The 24248-nt window shown below is 45.5% G+C and carries 21 protein-coding genes and 1 riboswitch; of the genes, 14 read left to right on the top strand and 7 right to left on the bottom strand.

The genetic code is table 11. The annotated features are described in order from the left end of the window. Positions 1-244: 244 nt before the first annotated feature. From ASG89_RS38225 to ASG89_RS17185, 3 genes are all read right to left on the bottom strand, one after another. Entirely contained in the window at positions 245-379 is a 135-nt protein-coding gene (locus ASG89_RS38225; protein ID WP_268795631.1) for a hypothetical protein, read from the bottom strand. A gap of 114 nt (positions 380-493) precedes the next feature. Further along, positions 494-1243, bottom strand: a complete 750-nt coding sequence (locus ASG89_RS17190; RefSeq protein ID WP_057311931.1) for a glucose 1-dehydrogenase — start codon at positions 1241-1243, stop codon at positions 494-496. Positions 1244-1305: 62 nt separating this feature from the next. Beyond that, positions 1306-2211: an AraC family transcriptional regulator gene (locus tag ASG89_RS17185; RefSeq protein ID WP_057311930.1), complete on the bottom strand. Its 906-nt coding sequence runs from the start codon at positions 2209-2211 to the stop codon at positions 1306-1308. Between the two features lie 179 nt (positions 2212-2390). Here ASG89_RS17185 and ASG89_RS17180 point away from each other — a divergent pair, with 179 nt between their 5' ends. Further along, complete coding sequence (locus tag ASG89_RS17180; RefSeq protein ID WP_057311929.1) at positions 2391-3203, top strand: phytanoyl-CoA dioxygenase family protein; 813 nt, start codon at positions 2391-2393, stop codon at positions 3201-3203. 154 nt (positions 3204-3357) lie between these two features. On the opposite strand, the gene ASG89_RS17175 is transcribed toward ASG89_RS17180, so the two are convergent. Both ASG89_RS17175 and ASG89_RS17170 read right to left on the bottom strand, forming a co-directional pair. Continuing rightward, positions 3358-4296 (bottom strand): aldo/keto reductase, encoded by a 939-nt coding sequence (locus ASG89_RS17175; protein ID WP_057311928.1) that lies wholly within the window; start codon positions 4294-4296, stop codon positions 3358-3360. 30 nt (positions 4297-4326) lie between these two features. Continuing rightward, positions 4327-5322 carry a Gfo/Idh/MocA family protein gene (locus tag ASG89_RS17170; protein WP_057311927.1) on the bottom strand — a complete coding sequence of 332 codons (996 nt, stop codon included), beginning with the start codon at positions 5320-5322 and terminating at the stop codon, positions 4327-4329. Between the two features lie 134 nt (positions 5323-5456). On the opposite strand from ASG89_RS17170, the gene ASG89_RS17165 reads away from it, so the two are divergent. From ASG89_RS17165 to ASG89_RS17140, 7 genes are all read left to right on the top strand, one after another. Continuing rightward, entirely contained in the window at positions 5457-6302 is an 846-nt protein-coding gene (locus tag ASG89_RS17165) for a helix-turn-helix transcriptional regulator (protein WP_057311926.1), read from the top strand. A 101-nt stretch (positions 6303-6403) separates the two neighbouring features. Next, a complete protein-coding gene (locus ASG89_RS17160; protein WP_057311925.1) occupies positions 6404-7036 on the top strand; it encodes a DUF2238 domain-containing protein in 633 nt (210 codons plus the stop codon). A gap of 27 nt (positions 7037-7063) precedes the next feature. Next, entirely contained in the window at positions 7064-8200 is a 1137-nt protein-coding gene (locus tag ASG89_RS17155) for a lactonase family protein (RefSeq protein WP_057311924.1), read from the top strand. 243 nt (positions 8201-8443) lie between these two features. Further along, positions 8444-8596, top strand: coding sequence for a hypothetical protein (locus ASG89_RS37730; RefSeq protein ID WP_235549803.1), 153 nt, complete (start codon positions 8444-8446; stop codon positions 8594-8596). Positions 8597-9358: 762 nt separating this feature from the next. Further along, positions 9359-9808 carry a MarR family winged helix-turn-helix transcriptional regulator gene (locus ASG89_RS17150; RefSeq protein WP_057311923.1) on the top strand — a complete coding sequence of 150 codons (450 nt, stop codon included), beginning with the start codon at positions 9359-9361 and terminating at the stop codon, positions 9806-9808. After that, positions 9805-11070, top strand: a complete 1266-nt coding sequence (locus ASG89_RS17145; RefSeq protein ID WP_063867965.1) for an MFS transporter — start codon at positions 9805-9807, stop codon at positions 11068-11070. The genes ASG89_RS17150 and ASG89_RS17145 overlap by 4 nt, the downstream gene beginning before the upstream one ends. Positions 11071-11179: 109 nt before the next feature. Further along, positions 11180-11578, top strand: a complete 399-nt coding sequence (locus ASG89_RS17140) for a hypothetical protein (RefSeq protein ID WP_057311922.1) — start codon at positions 11180-11182, stop codon at positions 11576-11578. Between the two features lie 68 nt (positions 11579-11646). Here the strand turns inward: ASG89_RS17140 and ASG89_RS17135 are convergent, their stop codons facing one another. Then, positions 11647-11988, bottom strand: a complete 342-nt coding sequence (locus ASG89_RS17135) for a LytTR family transcriptional regulator DNA-binding domain-containing protein (RefSeq protein WP_057311921.1) — start codon at positions 11986-11988, stop codon at positions 11647-11649. Positions 11989-12174: 186 nt separating this feature from the next. Beyond that, the gene (locus ASG89_RS17130; RefSeq protein ID WP_057311920.1) at positions 12175-13599 is read right to left on the bottom strand and encodes an NAD(P)/FAD-dependent oxidoreductase; all 1425 of its coding nucleotides are present in this window, start codon (positions 13597-13599) and stop codon (positions 12175-12177) included. Positions 13600-13660: 61 nt separating this feature from the next. Beyond that, positions 13661-13759: riboswitch (purine riboswitch) on the bottom strand. 294 nt (positions 13760-14053) lie between these two features. Here ASG89_RS17130 and ASG89_RS17125 point away from each other — a divergent pair. The 6 genes from ASG89_RS17125 (at position 14054) to ASG89_RS17100 (ending at position 23724) form a co-directional block, all read left to right on the top strand. Next, the gene (locus ASG89_RS17125; protein WP_057311919.1) at positions 14054-15811 is read left to right on the top strand and encodes a sensor histidine kinase; all 1758 of its coding nucleotides are present in this window, start codon (positions 14054-14056) and stop codon (positions 15809-15811) included. 3 nt (positions 15812-15814) lie between these two features. After that, complete coding sequence (locus tag ASG89_RS17120; RefSeq protein WP_057311918.1) at positions 15815-16561, top strand: response regulator transcription factor; 747 nt, start codon at positions 15815-15817, stop codon at positions 16559-16561. A 151-nt stretch (positions 16562-16712) separates the two neighbouring features. Beyond that, positions 16713-18032: an ABC transporter substrate-binding protein gene (locus tag ASG89_RS17115; RefSeq protein ID WP_057311917.1), complete on the top strand. Its 1320-nt coding sequence runs from the start codon at positions 16713-16715 to the stop codon at positions 18030-18032. Between the two features lie 171 nt (positions 18033-18203). Continuing rightward, the gene (locus ASG89_RS17110) at positions 18204-19160 is read left to right on the top strand and encodes a carbohydrate ABC transporter permease (protein ID WP_057311916.1); all 957 of its coding nucleotides are present in this window, start codon (positions 18204-18206) and stop codon (positions 19158-19160) included. Continuing rightward, positions 19150-19992 carry a carbohydrate ABC transporter permease gene (locus ASG89_RS17105; RefSeq protein ID WP_057311915.1) on the top strand — a complete coding sequence of 281 codons (843 nt, stop codon included), beginning with the start codon at positions 19150-19152 and terminating at the stop codon, positions 19990-19992. Before ASG89_RS17110 ends, ASG89_RS17105 begins: the two co-directional genes overlap by 11 nt. Positions 19993-20031: 39 nt before the next feature. Continuing rightward, the gene (locus ASG89_RS17100) at positions 20032-23724 is read left to right on the top strand and encodes an Ig-like domain-containing protein (protein WP_057311914.1); all 3693 of its coding nucleotides are present in this window, start codon (positions 20032-20034) and stop codon (positions 23722-23724) included. Positions 23725-24248 lie beyond the last annotated feature (524 nt).

Here is a 24248-nt window from a genome sequence, read left to right as displayed (position 1 = left end):
CCAAATAGCCCGAAAATAAGGCAAATAGCGCATCTACGTTCCGCTTGGAGTACATTTTAACTCTTATCCGGCGAAATAGCGTATCTACGTTCCCTTTGGGAACGATCTAGTGCACCATGTGTTCAAACATCGGAATTCACAATGGATATGAAGCTGTTCACACATTGGTCACTAACCGAAAAGAAGCCGTCTCAAAAAGTCTACAAGGACCTTTGAGACAGCCTCTCATCATCATATCGAGCGGTTACTCTTCACCAGCTTCGACTTCACCATTCAATTGTTCGGCATAGGCACGCATCAAATCGTAATCGTGATTGTACTCAAGCTCTGCCTTGCGTTCAGTCTCTTGCTCTTGCGGAATTGTTGTCTCATCATTCACTCTGCCCACCCCTTCCTTAATTAGGGAATAGGATTTCCTATATCTGATATGTTATCCATTCCCTGCCATAGAGCGGCTATATCTCTTTATCAATGAATGCTATGCGATTGGCAATTATTCCTCTGCGTACATCATTTTAACGGTCATACCGCCATCGATCGTCAGGTTCTGACCTGTAATGAATCCTGCCTTATCGCTAGCTAAATAGAGACAAGCCGCGGCAACATCTTCTGGCCTGCCTACTCTGCCTACAGGGTGCTGGCTTTTGTCTGCCTCCGTATGGGAAAAGCTGCCCTCGTCCCTGACTTCAATCCACCCTGGAGATATCGCGTTGACGCGAATGCCATAACCACCTAAACTAATAGCCATCGCATGGGTCAGCGCAGAGATACCTCCTTTGGAGGCTGAATATGCTTCGGTATTAGGTTCCGACATGACTGCCCTGGTTGACGAGAGATTAATGATGGCACCGCCGCGCTCCTGCGCTTTCATGATTCGGGCTGCAGTTTGCGAACAGTGAAAAGTACCTCCCAAGTTGACGGAAACGACCCGCATAAATTGATCAGCACGAAGTTCTAACACATCGGTATTATGCATGATCCCTGCATTATTCACCAAGACATCGATGCTGCCCATAACGACAGAGGTATGTTCCAGCCATTGCTCGACCTCCTCTTTCCTGGAGACGTCGACCTTCATAAAAAGTGCATCATCTGTAAAGGGACGTAGGAGCTCAATGGTTTCCAAACCCTTGTCTTGATGAATATCTGCTATAGAAATGCCATAACCTTCTTGAGCAAAAGAAAGAGCAATGGCTCGTCCAATACCCTGACCTCCGCCAGTAATGACTGCGATTTTGCGCATAGGAATCACCTCAATCACTATTTTCCAACAGTGTAACACACTTGGTGTTTGAATCAGAAAAGCTATTCGCTCGTGTGATCATCTTCACCGCCATATAGTCTAAACGTAGACGGTGACATCCCGGTAATGGATTTGAAATGCCGACTGAAGTAATGGATAGAAGTATAGCCAAGCTTAGTAGCAACGACCTCAACTTTTTCTTCTTTTAATAGCAGCTTTTTAGCCAATTGTATGCGTTTATGAATCATGTAAGGCTTCGGAGAAAGGCCCATGACTTCCTTAAATAACTGGGAAAAGTAGATGTGATGATAACCGCAGCTCTCAGCTAGTTCTGTTATACTCCATGCACGTTCAGGGTGTTCCACGATCATCTGAAGGGCATTGCGAATCATGCTTCGTTTAGAGCTATGTGTGGTTGAAACATCTAACTCACGACGTATGATTTCAGATAAAACTTGCATGAGTAGTCCTCTCAATACGAACGAGTAGCCATGCTCCTCTTCTTTGTATTCCTGAACAATCTGATGAAGCATTCGTTCACCTTCCATGAATCTGAAATGAACGGGGATGGCGACGCTGCAGTAACCCTCAACTTCAACCGTATAGCTCTGCGCTGGTTCAAATGGAGGGCTCTCGTTGAAGTATTTTATCCTAAGACCTGGATGTATCGGCTCTGGAGATAGACGATGCCAATCAAAGTGTAGACTGATAAAAGTGACTGATTTATCTGGGTGAACGGAAAGCTTGTGGGGCGTATCTGATCCCAAATAAGCGCAGTTACCTGGAAGAATGGCGTATTCATCGGAGCCGATAAACAAATCCATGCGTCCAGAGACTACATATACAAGCTGATAATCAGGAATGGTTCGAGGCCCGTAAACGACACCTGCTGGAACGTTTTGTATGTTGGCATAGTTCACTGCAGGAAGTAATAAGTCCATCGGCCCGAGCGAGCGAAAATGTTCCATTTGAGGCGCTCCTTATCGATCTTTTATTCTCAACTAGTTCGCTGCTAGCAGTTAAAAACCTTTGAAAAGTGCAACTTATTCTACCCTTTCCTGCAACGACTTAAGAACGGTGCCCTGTTAGACTTACTCTTGTAAGGCGAATATGCGGCTATCAATAAATTGTGGATGGGGGATTAAGCATGCTGACAGTGGAACAAGTAGAGGCTTTTGAGCGCGATGGGTTTGTAAAAGGTGAGGTTGTGCTAAACGACGAGGAGGTTGAGCTTTTACGTCGTGAGCTGGATCTAGTATTGGAAGGCAGAACGATGAAGAAACCGGTACTTAGCCGTAATTTATTAGACAAAAGTGAATATGGTATGAGCATGGAAGCGAATGAATCCATCGTTCAAGTTGTCAACATTTGGATGGCTAGTGATCTTTATTTGCAGCATGCAGCTAATCGCACCTTATGTGAAGAGGTTGCACAACTCGCAGGTACAGACACCTTACGCATTTGGCATGATCAAATTCAATACAAGCCGCCTGTCACAGGTGGGCCTACGAAGTGGCATCAAGATCATCCCTTATGGCCGATTATTCAACCTTCGGAGTTGATCAGCGCCTGGGTGGCGTTGGACGATGCGGTTATAGAGAACGGTTGCATGTGGATGGTGCCTGGTAGTCATACATGGGGAGATCATCAAAGGCACTTGCTTCATGGTCCAGACCATATGCCGCAGCATAAGCGTCCTGAATTACTGCCCGAAGGTGTGGAGATCAAACCAGTACCGTTCGAGATCAAGAAAGGCCAAGTAGGCTACCATCACTGTATGACCTGGCACGGATCTTTGCCTAACCACTCCCAGATGAAACGGCGTGCGATTGCGGTTCATTATATGCCGGGGAACATTCGTTATGAGCCAGTCGGCAATCACCCTATGAGCAAACATATCCATGTACAGCCAGGTGAACTTTTGACTGGAGCAGAATTCCCTGTTGTTTATACGAAATAAACAAGTCTAACAGTAGATAACCAAGTTGGAGCGTAAATACGGATAGATATTTGCAAAGGAGAAATTGAAAAAAGTTGCGGAATCACATTCCGCAACTTAACCATAAATCATTATACGTTTCACATCGAATAAATCAGCTCTAACCCCGCCAGAGCTACACCGTAGCTCCAGTCAAATCAAGCCAGGCGAGCTCCTGCGCCGACAGCACAAGCTCTGCGCCATCGCGGCAGGAGACCATCTCGGCCTCGGTGCGCGGTCCGATCAGCGCGCACGCCGGAAGCGGCTGGCTTAGCACGTAGGCGAGGGCGATCTGGATCGGGCTCACGCCTTTTTCCTGTGCGAGCTGCTGCGCACGCTGCAACCGCGTCCAGTTCTCGTCGCTGTAGAATACTCGAACGAGATCAGCGTTATCGCGGACTTCCGGCGAGTACCGGCCAGTGAAGAAGCCCCGCGCCTGCGAAGACCATGACAGCAGTGGAAACTGCTGCTCTTCGTGCCAGCGCAAAGTCTCCGCGTCTGCTGAGACACAGCCAGCCCAGAAGGGCTCGTTGGGCTTAGCGAGACTAAGGTTAGGCGAGCTGAAGCTAAAGCCGACGAGGCCATGCTTTGCGGCATAGTCATTCGCCTCTTGCAAACGCTGATGCGTCCAGTTGGACCCGCCGAAGGCACGAATATGGCCAGCTTCCAAATGTTCATTGAGCGCTTCAACAATGACGCCAACAGGTGTTGCTGGATCATCCCGATGTAAACCGTACAAGTCGATGTAGTCCGTACGCATCCGCTCCAGACTAGTCATCAGATCATGGCGAATCGCTTCCGGATTCACGCGAGGACCATTTTGATCATGATGAGAGCCTTTGGTGAATAACACCATTTCTTCCCGTTTCCCCGTTTCATCCAGCCAAATGCCGATTGCCTGCTCACTTTGCCCCCCACAATAGATGTGCGCGGAATCAATCGTGTTCCCGCCAATAGCCAAATAATGATGAAGGATTTCACTAACCTCTTGCGGGTTGTCTAATCTGAAAAAATCAGATCCCATCACCAATTTGGATACCGGTTTATCTAATCCTTTAATCTGAATATGCTTCATCTATAATCGCCAGCCTCTCATTATGAAATATTAAAGTTGAACACGAGCGCGTTCTGTCGCGGATTGCATGCAAGCGTCGATGACTTTCAAATTCAGAATGGCATCATGTGCAGGGAAGCGCTGTGGTTTCTCACCCCATGCGGCATAGGCCATATCGTCGACCTGCAGGGCGTATTGGTTAAGGAAAGGAACTTTTTCTTCGCGCTGCTCGTTCCCGACAAAAACTTGGAAATGACCGGATTCTTCAGTTGGAGTTACAAATGCCGATGGAATCACGATACGTCCCTTGGAACCAAGAATCTCAAGTGTATTTCGGAAGGATGCCCACATCCCGCAATCGAACGTGAGAGCTACATTCCCGCTGAACTCAACAAGTCCAGACATCATCATATCAACGTTATCATGTTCAGGAGAGAAGAAAGCATGAGTGGTAACAGCCTCAGGTTCACGATCTAGCAGAAATCTAGCCGCACTTAGCGGGTAACAGCCCACGTCATAGACCGATCCGCCGCCCCATTCGCGGACGTAACGAACATTTTTGCTATCATCTGGGTTACTGAACGTAAATGTACCGTGAATACCGCGAATATCTCCGATTTCGCCAGATTGCATGATGGCTTTCACACGCTCATAGCGAGGGTGATGGCGATACATGAAAGCTTCAGCGAACAGCACGCCAGCTTCTTCACTAACCGTAACCATTTCTTGTACCTCAGCGGCCGTCAGCGCAGCAGGCTTCTCACACAGAACATGCTTGCCAGCTTGCGCTGCTCGGATCGTCCACTCTTTATGTAAATGGTTCGGAAGTGGGATGTAGATCGCATCAATATCCGGATCCGCAATCAATTCTTCATAGCTTCCATAAGCTTTCGGGATTTCAAGTCGCGTGGCAACCTCTTGAGATTTCTCCAGATTGCGACTAGCGATTGCGCTTACAACACCGGTTTCGGACTGCTTAATTCCTGGGATACAGGCACGGATGGCAATATTGGCACAGCCTAGAATGCCCCAACGAAGTTTAGTCATAACAGCAATTCTCCTTTTTTCTTGCGGAATGTGTAACGTTATATTGCTATTATAAAATGAGTTAATTAAAATGAATATAACAATATATTGATTCGACTATCGTAATATTGTCATTAGAGATGAGGTCTTAATCGATGCGCCGACATGTTATGTTACCAACTTTACAGCAATCTATGTATTTCATATTCCCAGAATCCGTAGGCTGGTATTGCGAAGAGCCCCAACATGAAGTCGAGCGGCCAGAGGGCTTATGGTCAACGTACAGTTTGCATTTTGTCATCTCAGGAAAAGGTTATGTGGAGATCGAAGGGCAGCTATACACTTTGCAAAAGGGGGATGCTTTCTTATTTCCGCCCTATCAAGAGCAGCGCTATTACAGTTCAAAAGATGATCCGTGGGATGTTCGTTGGGTGCATTTTTATGGGGATCAAATCAAGGAGTTTCTGTTGGAGAAGGGATTTCTACGCAATTTATGGACGTTAAAAAGGAGTGCTGAGCTTGAAAAAGCTTTCAATGAGCTGCTCGTAGAAGCGGAAGCACATCAAATACTTCGACCGACGGAGTTGAGCACGTTGATGTATATGATTTTGTGCGAATTCATGAGCTATGCCTCACCATTAACGGTCAATCGAGGGACGGAATCGGTGGATCGGATTCTAGCCTTGCTCCCAGAGATGCAGCGTAGAGCCTGCGAACCTTTCAATCTCGATGAGTGGGCGGAGCTAACGGGCGTTAGTACGTATTATTTTTGCAAAATATTTCGAAAAGCCACATCCATGACGCCGCTGTCGTTCATTACACTTTGCCGAATTCAATTCGCTAAGCAGCGCTTAATTGAGAAAGAAAATTGGCCGATCAAGGACATCGCAGGTGAAGCGGGGTATACGTCTGCTAGTTATTTCAATCAGCGATTTCATGAACATGAAGGGATGACACCGAGTGAGTTCCGGAGCCTATACATGAGAGGTTCATTCAACTAAATGAGTGAGCCTCGGGCTCGGTACTAGAAAAAGTTAGTACTTTTGGAAGGCATGCTAGCACGGTACTCTTAGTCTGTAGAGACGATAAGGGGGCTGAGCAGATGCACGGGAAAGCGACTAAGAAACCTTTTCAAACAAATGGGATACTGCATATCATTCTGGTCGTGTGGCTAGGATTGTGGGGATGGTTGGCGATTGCACCGCATAGTCGTGGGGACTGGGTGTTAGAAAATCTTTTGACATGGGCAGCATTACTTGGATTCATCGTTACGTATAGGTTTTTTACATTTTCAAATCTAACATATGGCTTATTGGCGAGTTTCCTGTTGTTACATAGCGTAGGGGCTCACTTTTCATATAATGGGACGTGGTTCGATCCCTGGTTGCGGAGTATATTCGGGTCTGAGCGAGATCATTTCGATCGGCTTGTTCACTTAAGTTTCGGGCTGCTTTGCGCCTATCCCATCTATGAAGGTTTGAGGGGCTTCACAACACTTGGAAGAAGATGGATTTATGTGATGACGTGTGCTATCGTTTTGGCAATGGGTGCATGCTATGAGCTAATCGAAATGTGGGTCGCCATGATCGTAGCCCCTGAGATCGGTACTTTATTCGTTGGAGCGCAAGGCGATCCTTGGGATGCACATCATGATATGGAGCTTGCTTTATATGGAGCGATTATCGCGATGTGTGTGACGGCTTTTGGGAAGCGAAGGCAAGCGGCAGATAAATGATAGGGGAATTAGGGAGGTAGAGTTGGGATGGGAAATGAGCGTGAAAATGCAAGTACAAATGCAAATGCAAATGAAAATGCAAATGAAAAGTCAATTTCAAAGGTATATGTGTATGTTGGTTCTTATACGGATGATCAGCATCCGGTGGGCATTTCTTTATATAGCTTTAATGGGCAAAATGGTGAATTATCGCTGATTCAAACGTACAGCGATTTGCCGAATGCATCGTTCTTAGAGGTGAACAAGGAAGGAACCATTCTGTATGCTGTGAGTGAAACCGAAACCTATGAGGGACGTTTCGGAGGCTCCGCCGCAGCATTCGCGATTGAAGCGGGAACAGGGAGATTGAACAAAATCAACCAACAGCCGACAGACGGCTCTGCGCCCTGCTACATTAGCTTGGATGCCACAGGCAGCAGGGTGTATGTGGCGAATTACTTAAGCGGAGATGTGACGGTGTTTCCCGTTGAAGCAGGCGGTGGTTTAGGTGAGCACACGCAGCTGATCAAGCACGAAGGCGAGCTTGGACCGCAAGCGGATCGCCAAGAAGCAGCGCACGCGCACTCGATTGTCCCGGCTCCGGACAATCGGTTTGCTGTATCGGCCGATCTAGGCCTTGATCGGCTGGTCGTTAGTCGCATTGACGCGGAGAGCGGCGACCTGCTGCCGCATGGCGGAGCAGGGGTGAAGCCGGGCGCAGGCCCGCGGCATGTGGTGTTTAACGCGGACGGCACGTATGTGTACGCGATCAATGAGCTGGACAACACGGTCACCGTGTTGTCTTATGAGGCGGCTGCGGGCCGCATGGCCGCGGTCCAGAGCTTGTCGACACTGCCGGAGGACTTCGGCGGTGACAGTTATTGCGCGGACATCCACCTCTCCGAGGATGGCCGTTTCTTGTATGCATCGAACCGCGGACACGATAGTATTGCGGTTTATGGCGTCGACCGAGACAGCGGCACGCTGTCGGCCGTGGGTTGGCAGTCGACGCGGGGGCGGACGCCGCGGAACTTCGCGCTTTCGCCGCAGGACGAGTTCCTGCTTGCGGCGAATCAGGGCTCGAACAGCATCGTTGTCTTCCGCAGGGATGCGGAGACAGGGATGCTGCATGAAACGGAGCAAACTGTAGCGGTATCGCGACCGGTTTGCGTGAGATTTCTTTAATAGCGCTGAACGAGCAACGTTAGGCGCTATTTCTGAAAAAGGAGGGGCAAGTTTCGACTTGCTTCTCCTTTTTGTATGGTGTGCGCTGTAACGGCGAAAAACACGCTTACAGCTGCGGAAAGTGCCGAAATCAGCAGCCGTTCACGCTGTAACGGTGAAAAACACGCTTACAGCTGCGGAAAGTGCCCAAATCAGCAGCCCCTCACACTGTAACGGCGAAAAACACGCTTACAGCTGCGGAAAGTGCCCAAATCAGCAGCCGTTCACGCTGTAACGGCGAAAAACACGCTTACAGTTGCGGAAAGTGCCCAAATCAGCAGCCCCTCGAGCTGTAACGGTGAAAAACACGCTTACAGCACAGAGAGTGCCAAGATCACCTGCCTCGGTACGCCATAGTGATGAAAAACATCACTAACGAAGCGAAATACACCAGAACCTTCTGCCAAGCTACGCCATAGTGATGAAAAACATCACTAACGAAGCAAAATACAGCAGAACCGCCTGCCTCGGAACGCCATAATGATGAAAAACATCACTAACGAAGCAAAATACAGCAGAACCGCCTGCCACGCTACGCCTTAGTGATGAAAAACATCACTAACGAAGCGAAATATAGCAGAACCGCCTGCCTCGGAACGCCATAGTGATGAAAAACATCACTAACGAAGCAAAATACAGCAGAACCGCCTGCCACGCTACGCCTTAGTGATGAAAAACATCACTAACGAAGCAAAATACACCAGAACCGCCTGCCTCGGTACGCCATAGTGATGAAAAACATCACTAACGAAGCAAAATACACCAGAACCGCCTGCCTCTGAACGCCATAGTGATGAAAATCATCACTAACGAAGCAAAATACAGCAGAACCGCCTGCCTCGCTACTCCATAGTGAAGAAAATCATCACTAAAGAAGCTAAACTCACGAAGCAGGCCACCTCCCCTCCACACTGTAACGGTTAATAAATCCGCCAAAAATTAGTTGCACATGCAACGTATTCGGCGTACACTGAATTAGTGGCAAGTGCAACGATTCGGCAGTTCGATCTAGTCAGTTTATCAGGTTTAGGTTAGTGGTAGTCAGTTTCATCAGGTTTAGTTAAGTGGTAGTTAGTTGTATTGTAGCCGTACATTCAGAAACAAGGAGGGGTTGCTGCAATGATTGAAACGCGAAATTCGATTCCGAGGTGGGTCTCGCTGATTTACAGGTACGGTCAGATGTATATCGGTGACCACCTGAGGCAATTCGAGATCGGCAGAGGTCAGCATATTTTCCTCAATGCGCTGTATAAAGAGGATGGTTTAACGCAAGAGGAGCTGTCCGACTATTTGAAAATAGATAAAGGTACGACGGCGAAAGCACTGAAAAAGCTCGAAGAACAAGGCTACATAATGCGCATTGTCAGCGAGAAGGATAAGCGATGCAACGAGGTATTTCTAACGGATAAAGCTCGTGGAATTAAGGAGGATGTACGCAAAGTTCTCACGGATTGGCGAGAGCGATTGACGTTCGGCATGTCGGATGAGGAGAAGCAGATGGCGCTAACGATTTTAGAAAAAATGGGTCACAATGCGGCTCACTTTGCTGAAGAAGAGGTAGATCTATGAATATGAGGGCTGCGGGGGCTGTGTTCATTGATCGTCATTTCCATGCGTTGACACACAAGAATTATCGCTATATGTGGTTAGGGCAATGTGTATCGCTAATCGGTACATGGATGCAAAATATCGGGCAGTCCTGGCTCGTTCTCACTCTGACGGGATCGTCTCTCAAACTTGGGATTGTGGCTGCGTGCCAGTTTCTACCGATCCTATTATTTTCGCTGTTTGCCGGCATTATTGTGGATAAATTTCCTAAGAAGAAGATTCTTATACTAACACAGTCGGTATCGATGATACTTGCTTTTGCTTTGGCCACATTGGTACTGACGGATACGGTTCGATACGAATATATCCTTGTCATGGCGCTGCTTCTTGGCCTAAATAATACGTTGGATATGCCAACAAGGCAGGCTTTTAATGTGGAAATTGTAGGCAAAGAAGATTTGATGAATGCGATTGCACTTAACTCAACGACGTTTAATATGGCAAGAATTGTTGGTCCTTCGATTGGCGCAGTGATGATGGCCTGGTTAGGTGCAGGATGGTGCTTTTTACTAAATGGAGTCAGCTTTATAGCTGTTCTATATGGATTGATTCATATTGAGGCAGCACCATACGTACGGAAGTTGAGGGCGAAGGAAGGTATACTGAAGGAAATTAAGGATGGCATCGTCTACATTGCCAAAGATCCGATTCTCTCACCAACTGTGTTGCTAGTAACCGTTATTGGTACGCTTGCTTTTAACTTTAATATTCTAATTCCTGTATTCACCAAAAATGTCCTGCATATGGGAGAGACGACCTATGGTACATTGATGTCTTGTTTGGGCGTTGGTTCACTAGCTGGGGCTCTAACGATGTCGTTTCGGAGTAAGCGAGGGCCGAAGTTGAAGTTGAGTATGGCCGCAAGCTGCATGGTTGCCATATGCTTAATTCTTAATGGACTGAGCGGTTCAGTTTGGGTCTGTGGTACGCTGCTTGCGTTTACGGGATTCTTTAATATTTTATTCGCGACAAATAGTAACTCTGCTCTTCAAATGTATGCGAAGGATGAGTATCGTGCACGTGTCATGAGTGTATATTCCCTTGTATTTGCGGGTTCTACACCGATTGGAAGTCTGTTCTCTGGGTTCATAGCCGATCGATATGGAGCCAATGGCGCATTCGTTGCTTGTGGGGTTCTAACGGGGTTGCTCTGCTTGTTCATTACTTGGAAGTATAAGGCGTCACTATCAACGCAATCTACTAAGGAGCAGGCAATGGTTTAAAAGGAGTCTATTTGACTATTAATATTATAAAGATTCTATCATTTGGGTTGTCAATTAACTAGGGATTCGCTACAATATGAGGATAAGTTCAAGTGTGAGGAGGGATCTTGTGCTGGGGATATTGAAGAAATGGATGCAGAAACCAATGCAGGAACCGAAGCACACTGTGGATTACAAAACGATGGAAATCGACGTTGTCATTAAATGTTTTGTTTCGGATAAGGAGAAGCCGTTTCGAGTCATTTTTAAGGTAGAGAAACAAGGCTCTTTCTTTTCGAAAGATATTTTTGTGAAAAATGTGGATTCGAAAACATCCTATGAGCTCATTCATAACTTTTCCACGCTTGGCATGAACAATGAAGAGTTGAACAAGTATGAAAGCACAGATTATGCTGAATACAGCTTCGCTACGTTGGAAGAAGCCAAAAAAGTGAAAGATACAACCGTCGATTACATACGCTTTCTGATCCGCGAGCATCAGCAAGAGACACTAGCCAAAATTTCATAATGGTGTAAACAAGAAAGGAGCTGGCGATTAATTCGCTCGGCTCCTTTTTTGGTGCATATAGTCAACTGTTATGCTTCAGCTTTTTGTTGTTGTACAATTTCTTTCAGTCTATGTTGGCGAAGCTTCGTAATCGAGGTGTATTTGGATTCGGATCCTCTCACTTCGAAGAATACTTTGCCGTCTTGAATATGTTGAATTTTACGAGTATTCACATAACAATCTGTGTTTACTTTGAAAAAACTGCTGTCTGAGGTCATATTCTGGATCTCTTCCGTATTAAGGCGTTTCTTGACATGATAGTTCTTCCCATGAAAGGAGACTAGACCATGATCACCAACGCGGAAATACATAATGTCCTTTTCTAAAATAAAATCCTCATAGGTATTCTTTACTTCGAGCGCTACACTCATTTTATATGCCCCCTTCTTAAAATGATAACGCTTACATTACTTGAGACGGTTTTATTTTACCACAATCTATGAGGCTTGGAAAGGCTTTTCTCATGAAAAAAAACCAACATCATTCTCCCTTCTAGGTCGAGTATGTTGGTCTCTAGCTGATTTTGACGAACTAACAATTATTTCCTCGGAAATAATTTACAGAGGAATATTACGAGCAACCCATACGCCCGCAGCACCTGCTTGTGCTAATCCTCGTGTAATACCTGCTCCGTCACCGCCACAGAAAAGACCTTTGATTTCTGTTTCAAAGCTCTCACTTAGTTTAGGTCGAGCCGAGTAAAATTTCGCTTCTACACCGTAGAAAAGCGTATGTTCGGACGCGATACCTGGTGTTACTTTTTCAAGAGCATGGATCATTTCGATTAAGCTCTTCATTGTATTATAGGGAAGAACAAGCCCAAGATCCCCAGGAACTGCTTCAGAAAGTGTTGGTTCTAAGAAGCCTTCGCGAATCCGTTCAGCCGTAGAACGACGTCCTCGCATAATATCTCCGAACTTCTGCACGATGACGCCACCGCTAGATAAGTCATTCGCATGCTTACATATTTCTCGTGCATATTCGTTCGGTTTATCGAATGGCTCCGTAAATTTGTGAGAAACAAGTAACGCAAAATTCGTGTTGTTGGATCCAAGTGCAGGATCTTTGTAGGAATGACCATTGGCAGCCATAATGCCGCTATGATTCTCAACAACAACATGTCCTGAAGGGTTACTGCAGAAGGTTCTTACTCGTGTTCCAACCGAAGTGTTATACACAAATTTACCTTCATATAGATGCTCGTTAATTTCACGCATGACGACATCAGAGGTTTCAACACGGACTCCAACATCGACTTGATTGTTGGACATTTTGAGACGGCGTTTCTTGAGCACTTGTGTTAACCAAGCCGAACCGTCTCGTCCTGGAGCCAGCATGACATAGTTGCTTAAGAGCTCCGTGCGATCTTTCAAGCGAATGCCTTGAATGACATTTTTATCTTCTTTCTTTGTCGTTATGAGATCATCGACTTCCGTTTTGAACTGCATATCAATGCGAGTTTTCAAATACTCATAGATGGACTTGAGGATCATGAGGTTCTGCTCTGTACCCAAATGACGAACCTGTGCGCGAAGCAGCTTTAAACCTGCGGCATAGGAACGTTGTTCAATATTTTTTACGGCTTCCGTTGTTGGATCGGTCATATTCTCTGTAGCTCCATGCTGGAGGTTGATTCGATCGACATATCGGATGAGCTCCATGACTTTACTTGGGGCCAAATAATCGGTCATCCAGCCACCGAATTCGGTCGTAATGTTGAATTTTCCATCGCTATAAGCACCTGCTCCGCCAAAACCAGAGGTAATGGAACAAGCGGGAAGACAGCCAGAGAAGTCCTTTTTACCAGCCGGAGGTGGGCAAAGCTTGATTTTATTTTCAAGAATCGGACAACTGCGCTTGTAAATATCATGGCCTTTGTCAACAAGTAGAATGTTCGCGTTAGGGTGAAGCAATGTCATCTCATAGCAAGCAAAAATACCGGCAGGTCCTGCACCAACAACGATAAAATCATAAGCTTTCATAGTAGCAATCTCCTCAGGAACAGTCATATTTGGACGCAAAAAAACCTAGCCACACGGGTATGCGAAAAAGAGCACCCGTCGTAGCTAGGAAGTTATGGCTTCCTCTAGAGACCCCCAAGCCAATTCTCGAGGATATACGAACGATTCATTGTTATGTGACTGATTGTTAACGACCTGACTATCATAATACGAACATTATATGTTGTCAATGAGTTAATGTTCGTAAAAAGGCGGACGAAAGATTTCGAATTTGAACGATGAATCTGTGATATGATAATAGGTATAAAGTCGCATATGTACACCAGAGGTTCCCTTCGGGGTGTCTCTTTTTTTGTGTGACGGGCAGGTTTTTTCCAATTGTAAAGTAAAGTTAAAGTAGATTTCTAGTCCAGTAGCGATCATAATAGGGCCGTATATAACAATGAATCTGAAGTTATGAGGTGAATATTCAAGAATGACCATGAAGCTTTTTTTATCCTTAAGGAGCAAGTTCATTATTTTATTTACTTTACTAATTACAGTCCCTTTTTTTATCAGCGGATTGATTACTTACTATCAATATATTGCAAATGTCGAGGAGGATTCTCGTAGATACACGCGCCAAATTATTGAGCAGGTCAACATTAACCTGGATCAATATATGAAGGATATGGATCGAATTACGATGGCGCCTTATTATAATGAGAATGTAATGAATATTCTAAGAAAGCACGACTGGCAAAGTTCTCCAGTCTTTGTGACCTCCGATGAATACAGCAAGATGAATCTGATGATTTCTTCACTCACCTTTGATCGAAGTGAGATCAGGAGCATCTTGATTTTTGCGCTTGACGGGAATTTGTTTAGCAACCTGGAGACAACCATTGATCGATACTGGGAAGCTTCACGCAATCCGTGGATGGCTGGCGTTGAGAAGGGGAACGGTTCTATTGTTGTATTACCGCCTCACGATGCAGACTATTATTTGGATGGCGCAGAGAAGGTCATCTCCATTGCACGTGTTATTAGGGAAATTTCTACCAATAAATATTTGGGTATCGTGAAGGTTGATCTGTCGGAGAAGGGTTTCAAGAGTCTGCTAGAATCCAAGAATTATAATAGTAAGAGTCAAATTTACATTTCGGATCGTAATGGTGATGTGATCTACCCGATTGATGAGGTGGATATGGATAATTCGTTGAGCCTGAAGGAGGTAGCCAACAGAGAAGAACAAATTTCGGCAAAGGTAAACTCCGAATTTACGGGTATGCAGGTGACGGGCTTTATCCCGAAGAGTGAGGTAACTGCAGGAGCTCGCAAGTTAGTGAAATCTACAGTTATTGTTTCGGCTGCTTCGATGCTCGTTGCTTATCTACTAGCAGTTGTAGCATCAAGCCGATTAGTGAATCCTATTCGACATCTTCATAAGAAAATGAAAAAGGTGCAGAAAGGTGATTTTGGTGAACGAGCTGAAGTTACCTCCCATGATGAAATTGGTCATTTGACAGATGGTTTCAACACGATGGTATCTGAAATCGAGCGTCTAATTAAAGAGGTGTATGAAAGCAAGCTTCGTGAAAAGGATGCCCAGTTATCAACGCTTGAAAGTCAAATCAACCCTCATTTTATCTACAATACGCTGGAATCGATCAATTTGATGGCTCTGGAGTCGAATCAGCCTAAGCTATCAAATGTTGTCGTCAGTCTAGGCAGACTGCTGCGCTTTACTGTAAATAAGGAGGAGCGGCTTGTTTATCTGAAGGATGAGCTGCTATTCGTGGAATCCTATATCCAGATCCAGTCCTATCGATTAGGTGGACAGCTTCGGATGGAGCTTGATGTTGACCTGGGGCATGAGGACTATCTCGTTCCCAAATTATTTCTTCAGCCCTTGATCGAAAATGTGATCGAGCATGCCATGGACGAGGATATTGTCACCGTTCGGATCGCCACGTATATAGAAGAGGATCAATTTATCATCACGGTATCAGACGATGGTAAGGGGATACACGAAGAAAGAATGGCACAGGTAGAAGCTCATATGTACAAAGAAAGCAATGAACACGGCGCAAGAGATGGCTTCGGATTTAAGAAGAAAGGCTTCGCGCTACGCAATGTGCACTGGAGAATCCGACTGTTGTTCGGACCGGAATACGGTTTATTTCTGGATAGGACTCATCGGCAAGGCACTCATTTTATTGTGAAAATTCCATTGCAGTGGGAAGGGGAATGAAAAGTGCTTCGTATTTTATTAGTTGAGGATGAAATCAATCTTCGGAATGGCTTTCGTCATTTGCTTGAGCATATCATAGGCGGCGTTCAGGTAGTTGGGGAAATGTCCAATGGCCTTGAAGCGATCAATTGGCTGAAGGTTAATACGACGGATGTCGTCATTACCGATATCCGTATGAAGGAAATGAACGGGATTGAGATGATCAGAAGGCTCAGGGACCAATTCCCTGAACTGCCAGTAGTCATCGTGAGCGGGTACAGTGATTTCGAGTATGCACGGGACGCACTAAGGTATCATGCTGCGGATTATTTATTGAAGCCTGTAGACAAGGCTGAATTAGCGCTAGTTATAGATCGATTGAAGAAGGTGCATATCAAAAGTAATCCCCTGCAAGCCGAAGCTGCTGCCCCTGTAAAGGACGGGCAAGAGGAGCGACAAATCATAAGAAAAGTGAAGGAGCTTATCGACCTTCATCTGGATCAGAACATATCGCTGCAATACTTGGCTGATCAGGTTTTTCTAAATCATCGGTATTTGTCTGCTTTGTTCAAGTCCGAAACGGGACAGAACCTTTCAGATTACCTGACGCAGCGCCGTATAGAGAAGGCCAAGCAGCTATTAAAATCCACACATATGAAGGTTCAAGACATCGGAAGAATGTCGGGATATCCGAATGGGAAGTACTTCATGTCTTTGTTTAAGCAAATCGTTGGTTTGACTCCATCGGAATTTCGCGAGCAAAAGGAATAAGAATTTAATCCGGATTTCAACCAACATCGATACAATTCGAACCTTTTCTGAATTTTAGGCCATAAAACAGAAGGTTCGTTTTCTTTATAATAAGGTTTGTAAACGTTTTATTGAAGCGGTTACATACTACAACTAAAAGGGGAACTCGAATATGAATAAAAAGTTTGGCTTACTTATGGGCACGCTGTTAGTAACAACTTCGGTATTAGCTGCTTGCGGTACCAAAACAGATACACCGGCAGCAGCCGGAGCTACCAAAGCGCCAAGTTCGTCAACAGAGGTGAAGGAGCAGAAGCCTGTCACACTGAAATTCAGCATATGGGGCAATGACACACATAAGAAAATGTATGAGGATATGATTGCCAAATATAAAGAGAAAAACCCAAACATCAGTGTGGAGATTACGATCATTCCTTTCGCTGACTACCAGCAGAAGCTATCGATCATGCAAGCATCGAACTCGGCTCCGGATGTCGCATGGCTCGCAGAACGTATGATACCGCAATTCATTCAGGGCAGTCAGCTTCTTGACGTAACTTCCTTGAAGTCGGATGCAGCGTATAAATTTGATGAGGTATTTCCGACCACGCTTGAATTATTAACCAAAGACAGCAAAATCTATGGAATTCCATTTTCTACACCTACATCGATGATCTACTACAACAAAACGATGTTCAAAGCAAAAGGACTGGCAACGCCAACTGAGCTGTATAAGCAAGGAAAATGGAACTATGAGGAGTTCCTCAAAGCGGCCAAGGCATTAGCTGACCCTGGAAAGGGTGTATATGGAACGAATTTTGTACGCAATGGCTGGACCAACTGGCCAGATGCCCTGCAAACGGTATTTAATTCATACGGTGCTGAACTGTTAAGTAAAGATGGTACGAAGTTTACCTTGAACTCCAAAGAGGGCGAGCAAGCGCTTCAGTTGTATTCTGATATGATATTCAAGGATAAAGTGCATCCGAAGCCAGGCGATCAAACGACGTTCGACACGGGTAAAATTGCCATGCAAAAAGAATTGTTCAGCTATATGGGTAAAGCTAAGGCGATCAAAGACTTCGAGTGGGATATCGCTCCATTGCCTCAGGGGCCCAAAGGTGCTGGCACTACAATGGGATACGCTGGCGTTGTCGTTATGAAGGACAGCAAATTCCCGAAAGAAGCAACGGACTTCTTAAAATATATTACGAATAATGAGAATATGAACATTACGAGCCAATATTTCGTGCCAAGCCGCAAGTCGATCCTGGAATCGGAATCATTCCTGAAGCAAGGGCCATCGACTGAGAGTGTGAAGCTTGCCGTCATCGATCAAATGGTAGGCGCTACTACGTTGCCAGCTCACAAAAATTGGCAGCAAATTGATACCAAGATGCAAACGATTCTTGATTTGCTCTATGCGCAGTCGGGCAAGGTGAAGGATGTATTGACCAAAGCCGAAAGTGAAGTAAGCCCGTTGCTTAAATAAAAAGCGCAGTGAAGAAGTTTAGAGTAGAAAAGGGTCTGTTGCTTGTTTATGGCCAGTTACGGCTAGATGTCTTAGCAATCGTCAGATCCCTTTTACTCCGAACTTCTTGCTTTGCTGTGGGTTTCGCACACCATTTGAATGATTAACTTACAGAGAAAGGAGAGAAACAACATGAATTCCACAGATGCGAATCTGACTCCAACCCTGCAGACCGGGCAACCCGTTTCCGTTCGGAAACGCGGCAAAAGCCGTCTTGCTTCAAGCGGAGCCTGGTATGCTTACTTATTTATTTCTCCGATGGTACTCGGGTATATCATTTTCCTATTGATTCCAATCGTAGCTGCATTCGGCATGAGCTTCACCAATTACTCTCTCCTACACGATACGGAGTTTGTAGGGTTAGATAACTACGAGAAAGCATTTCTGAACGACCCTTTATTTTGGAAAACGGTATGGAATACGTTGTACTTTTCGGCGGGGCTCATTCCCTTGAATTTGATGCTCGCGCTTGGTTTAGCACTTCTGTTAAATAGAAAAATACCAGGGATCAGCCTGTTTCGAACCGCTATATTCACGCCGGTTGTGACTTCGATTGTCGTATGGGCGATTGTGTGGAAATACATTTTTGCGACGGATGCTGGCTTGGTCAATCAAATTCTGCAGTTATTTAACATACAGGGACCCGCATGGCTCTACAATTTTGGCTTGGCGATGCCCGTAGTTATCGTAGTCAGCGTATTGAAGAATGTAGGTCTGAATATGGTGATTTTCCTTGCTGCGCTTCAGGAGGTTCCCAAAATGTATTACGAAGCTGCCAAGATTGACGGAGCCTCGCGTATGAGAACTTTCTGGAATATCACCTTTCCGATGATCTCACCAGCGTTTTTCCTGGCGCTTATCCTAACCTTAATCGGTTCGCTAAAGGTATTCTCTCAAATCCAAGTCATGACGGACGGTGGTCCGGGGATTAGCACCTATGTGCTTGTGTACTATATTTATCAGCAGGCGTTTAAGCAATTTGAATTCGGTTACGCGTCTTCAATCGCTTTCATCTTGTTTTTCCTAGTGCTGATCTTAACCATCGTGCAATGGAATATGAGAAAAAGGTGGGTGCATCATGAACAATAACCAACAGGGCATACTTCGAAACCTGCCCATTTATGCAGTACTTTCCCTTATATCGCTCGTAATCTTGTTTCCATTCCTATGGATGATCACGACTTCACTTAAGGATCCTACGAAAATATTCCTGTTTCCGCCGCAATGGATTCCTGATCCCATTTCTTGGTCTAATTTCAAGCAAGTGTTCGTCAAACAGCCTGAGTTTCCTCTTTACTTCTTCAATAGCGCTTATATAGCCATATTGGTTACCGTAGCGACTTGCTTGTTTGCGGCACTGGCTGGGTATGCTTTTGGTAAGATGAATTTTCGTTTCAAAAATATCATCTTCCTCATCCTGCTGACCGGTATGATGATTCCGACGGAGGTGACGGCGATTCCGATGTTCGTCTGGATGTCTAAACTCCATCTGACCGACACACACTTTCCGTTAATTGTTCCTTCCGTATTAGGTGCAGGCGGAATATTCGGCGTATTTTTACTTCGCCAATTTTTCATCATGGTCCCGAATGAGCTGGAGGAAGCGGCGAAAATAGACGGCTGCACACCATGGACAACATTCTGGCGTATCATGCTGCCGCTTTCTACGCCGGCGTTATCCACGCTCGCCATTTTTACATTTCTTCACAGCTGGGATAACTATTTCGATCCGCTAATCTACATTAGCGATAATAAACTATTTACTTTACCTGTTGGACTTAAGTTATTCACGGATACGGCAGGGACTGATTGGCACTTATTGATGGCAGCCTCCGTTATGGCAACTGTACCCCTATTGCTTGTTTTCTTTATCGCTCAGAAGCGATTTATCGAGGGTGTAGCTTTGACTGGTATGAAATAAGAAGAGAAGACCATCTACAATTAAAAAGGAGCAAGACTGATGCTAAAAAAAGTGATAGCCAGTTTTTTATGTTTTATCATGGTACTGAGCATTGTAGTCGTTGTTAACCCTAAACCTGCGTCCGCTCTAGCAGGTTTTCCAATTTTCAAATATCAGGGGCAAGTCTTGGACCCGCTGGAGTTAAAATATAATCCTACGGACGAGATTATATTTCCTCAGGTTGTTAATGCAAGGGAACACATCGCGAATCCGTTAGGCAATTATTATTTGTACTATGCTCCTCACGATGCGCCAGGTGGGATAAATCTTGCTTACTCCGATTCCTTGGATGGGCCTTGGACGGAGTACGACGCTAACCCGTTAATCGCTAATGTCTGGTCTCCTCATTACAATGTGTCGCATGTATCCTCACCTTATATGATATGGAACGATGCAGCTCAGAAATATTACATGTATTACCATGGGGAAAATACGACGACAAGGATTGCCTCAACATCAGACGGCATCAACTTTACGTATGAGCGAAAAGCGCTTGGCACTAGTGATTTTGTCGGCTTGATGGAAACCTCATATGCCAAGGTGTTCAAGTACACGATTCCTTCCAAAAATAATACTTACATCATGCTGCTGATGGGTAATACTACAGCGAATAAAAGAAACATTTATCTGGCATGGTCGAATGATGGTCTCAACTGGACGACACAAAAGAATCCATTGATTACTTCCAATGCATCTGAAGGAACAAACTTGTCCGGTCCCACTTATTTTCCATGGAATGGCAAGCATTATGTAGCTTACCATGCGTCTTCGGGCAATGTGCATATTACCGAGGTTGGTGCTAATTTTGACCTAGAGAATCATCTGGGCGTATTGCATGACTCTGATGACGTGATTGATAAAGGACGAACAGCCTCGGCTAACTTTGTATATGACGGCGAAGACTTATACATGTTCTATGAGCAGGGCGACCGATTAGGCGGCGTGCTTGCCTATGCCAAGATGGACCCGAATGCAGTTGAACCAATAGACGAGATACCTCCACTGCCGCCAGGCCCATTTAAATACTTTAATGACGATATGAATAAGTATTCACGAGGCTGGTCCAAATTGGTCAATGGCTCTGGCTCCGTAACGCAGGACAGCGGGAATGTTAAAATTATTGACACAAGCACCGGTTTTTCAACGTATTTACTGAAAACCGCTTTCACGCCTATTGTGGGGGCCTTCACTGTAGAGTATAGAGCCAAGGTAAATGCGGCAAACACCACGAATGAATTTACAATTAGAAGTGGAAATTATCAGATCGGGCTTTATTTAAAGTATGGCACAGAAGGTACGGCACAAAATAAAGCAAGCAGCCCGACCAAGACAACTACTTTGGATACAACGGTGTATCACGATTACAGAGTAGTTGTTCACGCGAATTATACGTATGACTTATACATTGACGGTCAGCTAGCTTGGGCTGGAGCAGCCAGTTTAGGTACCGGCGGCAATGTGATGAAAATTGGCGGAGACACGGTTCCCGTCGCTAATATTACATTGGACCACGTCAAAATGGGCAGTGGTGAAATCATTCCTGGAACAGCCGTTATTAATGCGGTATCACCAGTTGACGTGAATACGTATGTCAATGTTGCTCCAACATTGCCTTCAACCGTTTCTGTTACTTATAGTGACGAGTCGGTCGAAATGCTGCCGGTAACATGGGACAGCATAGCACCCGTTCAGTATGCGGCGGAAGGTACCTTTACTCTACAAGGGACTGTAGCTGGTACAGCAATTCGAGCAGAGGCGCATATCACTGTAGGAGCTACTCCGGCTGCTATTGTCAGTTTCGAGCCTAAGTTGGTTACGACCGCTATTGGAGCAGCGCCAGTATTGCCTACTCATGTGACTGCCGTATATGACGATCAGTCCCAAAAATCACACCCTGTAATCTGGGATACTGTGGCACCTTCGCAATATGCGCAGGCAGGAAGCTTTGTTGTGTATGGTGTAGTAGAGGGGACCGATGTGAGAGCGGAGGCTCAAGTCACTGTTAATCCAAACCCAGTGATCGTTAGTATCAATCCGATTGGGGTGTTGACAACGAAAGGTATTGCACCAGAGCTTCCTACAGTAGTAACAGCTGTGTATGATGATCAATCTACTTCATCGCAGTCCGTTACATGGGATCTCGTGGATGCTTCCCAGTATGCCGAAGCTGGCTCGTTTGTCGTAAATGGGGATGTCGCAGGCACAAGCATTCGCGCAGTAGCGAATATTACGGTAACTGAAACTCCGGCGGTCATCCTAGCGATTGAGCCTGTTGCCGTAAGCACGACAACAGGGATAGCGCCAATCTTACCGACGGTTGTAACGGCCGTATATGATAATCAGCTAACCTCACAGCTTCAGGTTGTCTGGGACAACATCGCTCCAACGCTTTATGCACAAGTTGGTGCCTTTGTAGTACATGGATCGGTATCCGGAACTGCGCTGCAAGCGACTGCGAATATAACGGTGACAGCCAGTAACAATAATGGGGAAGACGATGATAACTCCGATGATACGCCGGTAGGAACAGGCAACAACGGTACGGTAGGTGTACCCGTAAAGGAAGAACCTAAGGATCCTAATACATCTTCAGTTACAATTAAAGAACAAGAAATGAATAGTGCCATTCAGGGAGTTATTGCTGGAACGATAAGCTTAAGCGTTCCAGCAGAGTCGACTACTAAGAAGCTTGTCATACAAGTTCCTGTTGAATTGCTGAACAAAGCGGATGCCAACCAAGTGAAACAGATCGCATTCCATGCAGGGGCTTCTAAGGTTATCCTTCCTATTCAAGCATTGAAGCAACAGGCAGGGACAGATGGAAAGAATATTCAAGTTGTTGTAACGAACGTTGAACGTGGAGTTCTGTCAGAGCAGGCTAGACAGTCCATTGGGAGCGGCAGTGTATTCCAATTTGACGTGCAAATGGATGGAAAACCAATCAGCAACTTGGGTGCCGAGGGTGCTCGAATAGCTGTTAGCTATACGCTGAAACCGGGAGAATCTCCTGAGAAAGTAATCGTAAGCTATGTGAACGCATCAGGGCAATTAGAGGTTCTTGTTAATGGGGCTTACAATGCAGCTACAGGACAAGTCGAGTTCACAACGGCAGAGCTTGGCGACTATGCTGTATTCTACAAGGATGTTACCTTCCAAGACCTCAACGAAGTATCTTGGGCGCAAGCAAGTATTGAAGCATTGGCCGCCAGAGAAGTTGTTAATGGTGTAAGTGCAGATAGCTATGCACCTAACAGCCCGGTCACTAGAGCTGAATTCGTAACACTTTTGATGAGAAGCTTTAGCTTGACCGATGAACATGCGGGCTCTTCCTCCTTCGGAGATATGGATCAGCATGATTGGTATTACGGCTCCATTGCTGCCGCAGAGCGGCTTGGTGTCATTAGCGGCAGGGAAGATGGAAGCTTTGGTGGAGACGAAGTAATATCCAGACAAGATATGGCCGTAATGGCTAGCCGGATTTTACAAGTGCTGAACGTAAGCATTCCTGCGAAGGGTAGCTCTGAAGCTTTTAATGACATGTCCGACATAGCGAACTATGCGATGGAAGCTATAAGCACTATGCAAGGCGCAGGTATTATTGAAGGAAGTAACGGAAGCTTTATGCCGAACGAAAGTACAACCAGAGCACAAGCGGCCGTGATCATCTACCGATTATTGAATAAGTTGAACTAGCTTGGCAGGGGACTGTCTTCAAAGGTGCGATTATCGCCCTTGAAGCAGTCCCCTTAGTTGTATTTTGCTCTGCAATACGATCAAGAGGGTAGCTGGAATGCCAGGATTGTTGCCATTCTTGCGATATTGATTAAGCAGCTGTATTGACACGAAACGATAGTCCGATTCTTGAGGCAATAGGTGGCGATGCTAGTAAGCGAATAATGCTTTCGAATTGTATAAGTAATATTTCGCGAAAGAGTGCGTGGCGCGGTTGGTACGGAAGGAGTTGGGCATTGCACAGCGCATGACCAAACGAAAAGGGGTCTTGATGAAAGTAAGGTCAACAGAAATCATAAACCAGGGTCTGAGTTGTAACCGCTTTCGAAAAAAGTACAAATGTTCTATTATCCATCCATGGAGTTAATTCTATGGTTTGTATATCCTATTAACAATAGTCAATACAGAGTGGCAGAGATAAGAGGATAGTCTACACCGTCGGTGACACAAACAGCTGAGCTGCATTCAACTGTTAAGGCTGTAGA

The sequence above is a fragment of the Paenibacillus sp. Soil766 genome (assembly GCF_001428105.1).
Classification (GTDB): domain Bacteria; phylum Bacillota; class Bacilli; order Paenibacillales; family NBRC-103111; genus Paenibacillus_E.
This window is presented reverse-complemented; position numbering and strand designations above follow the sequence as displayed.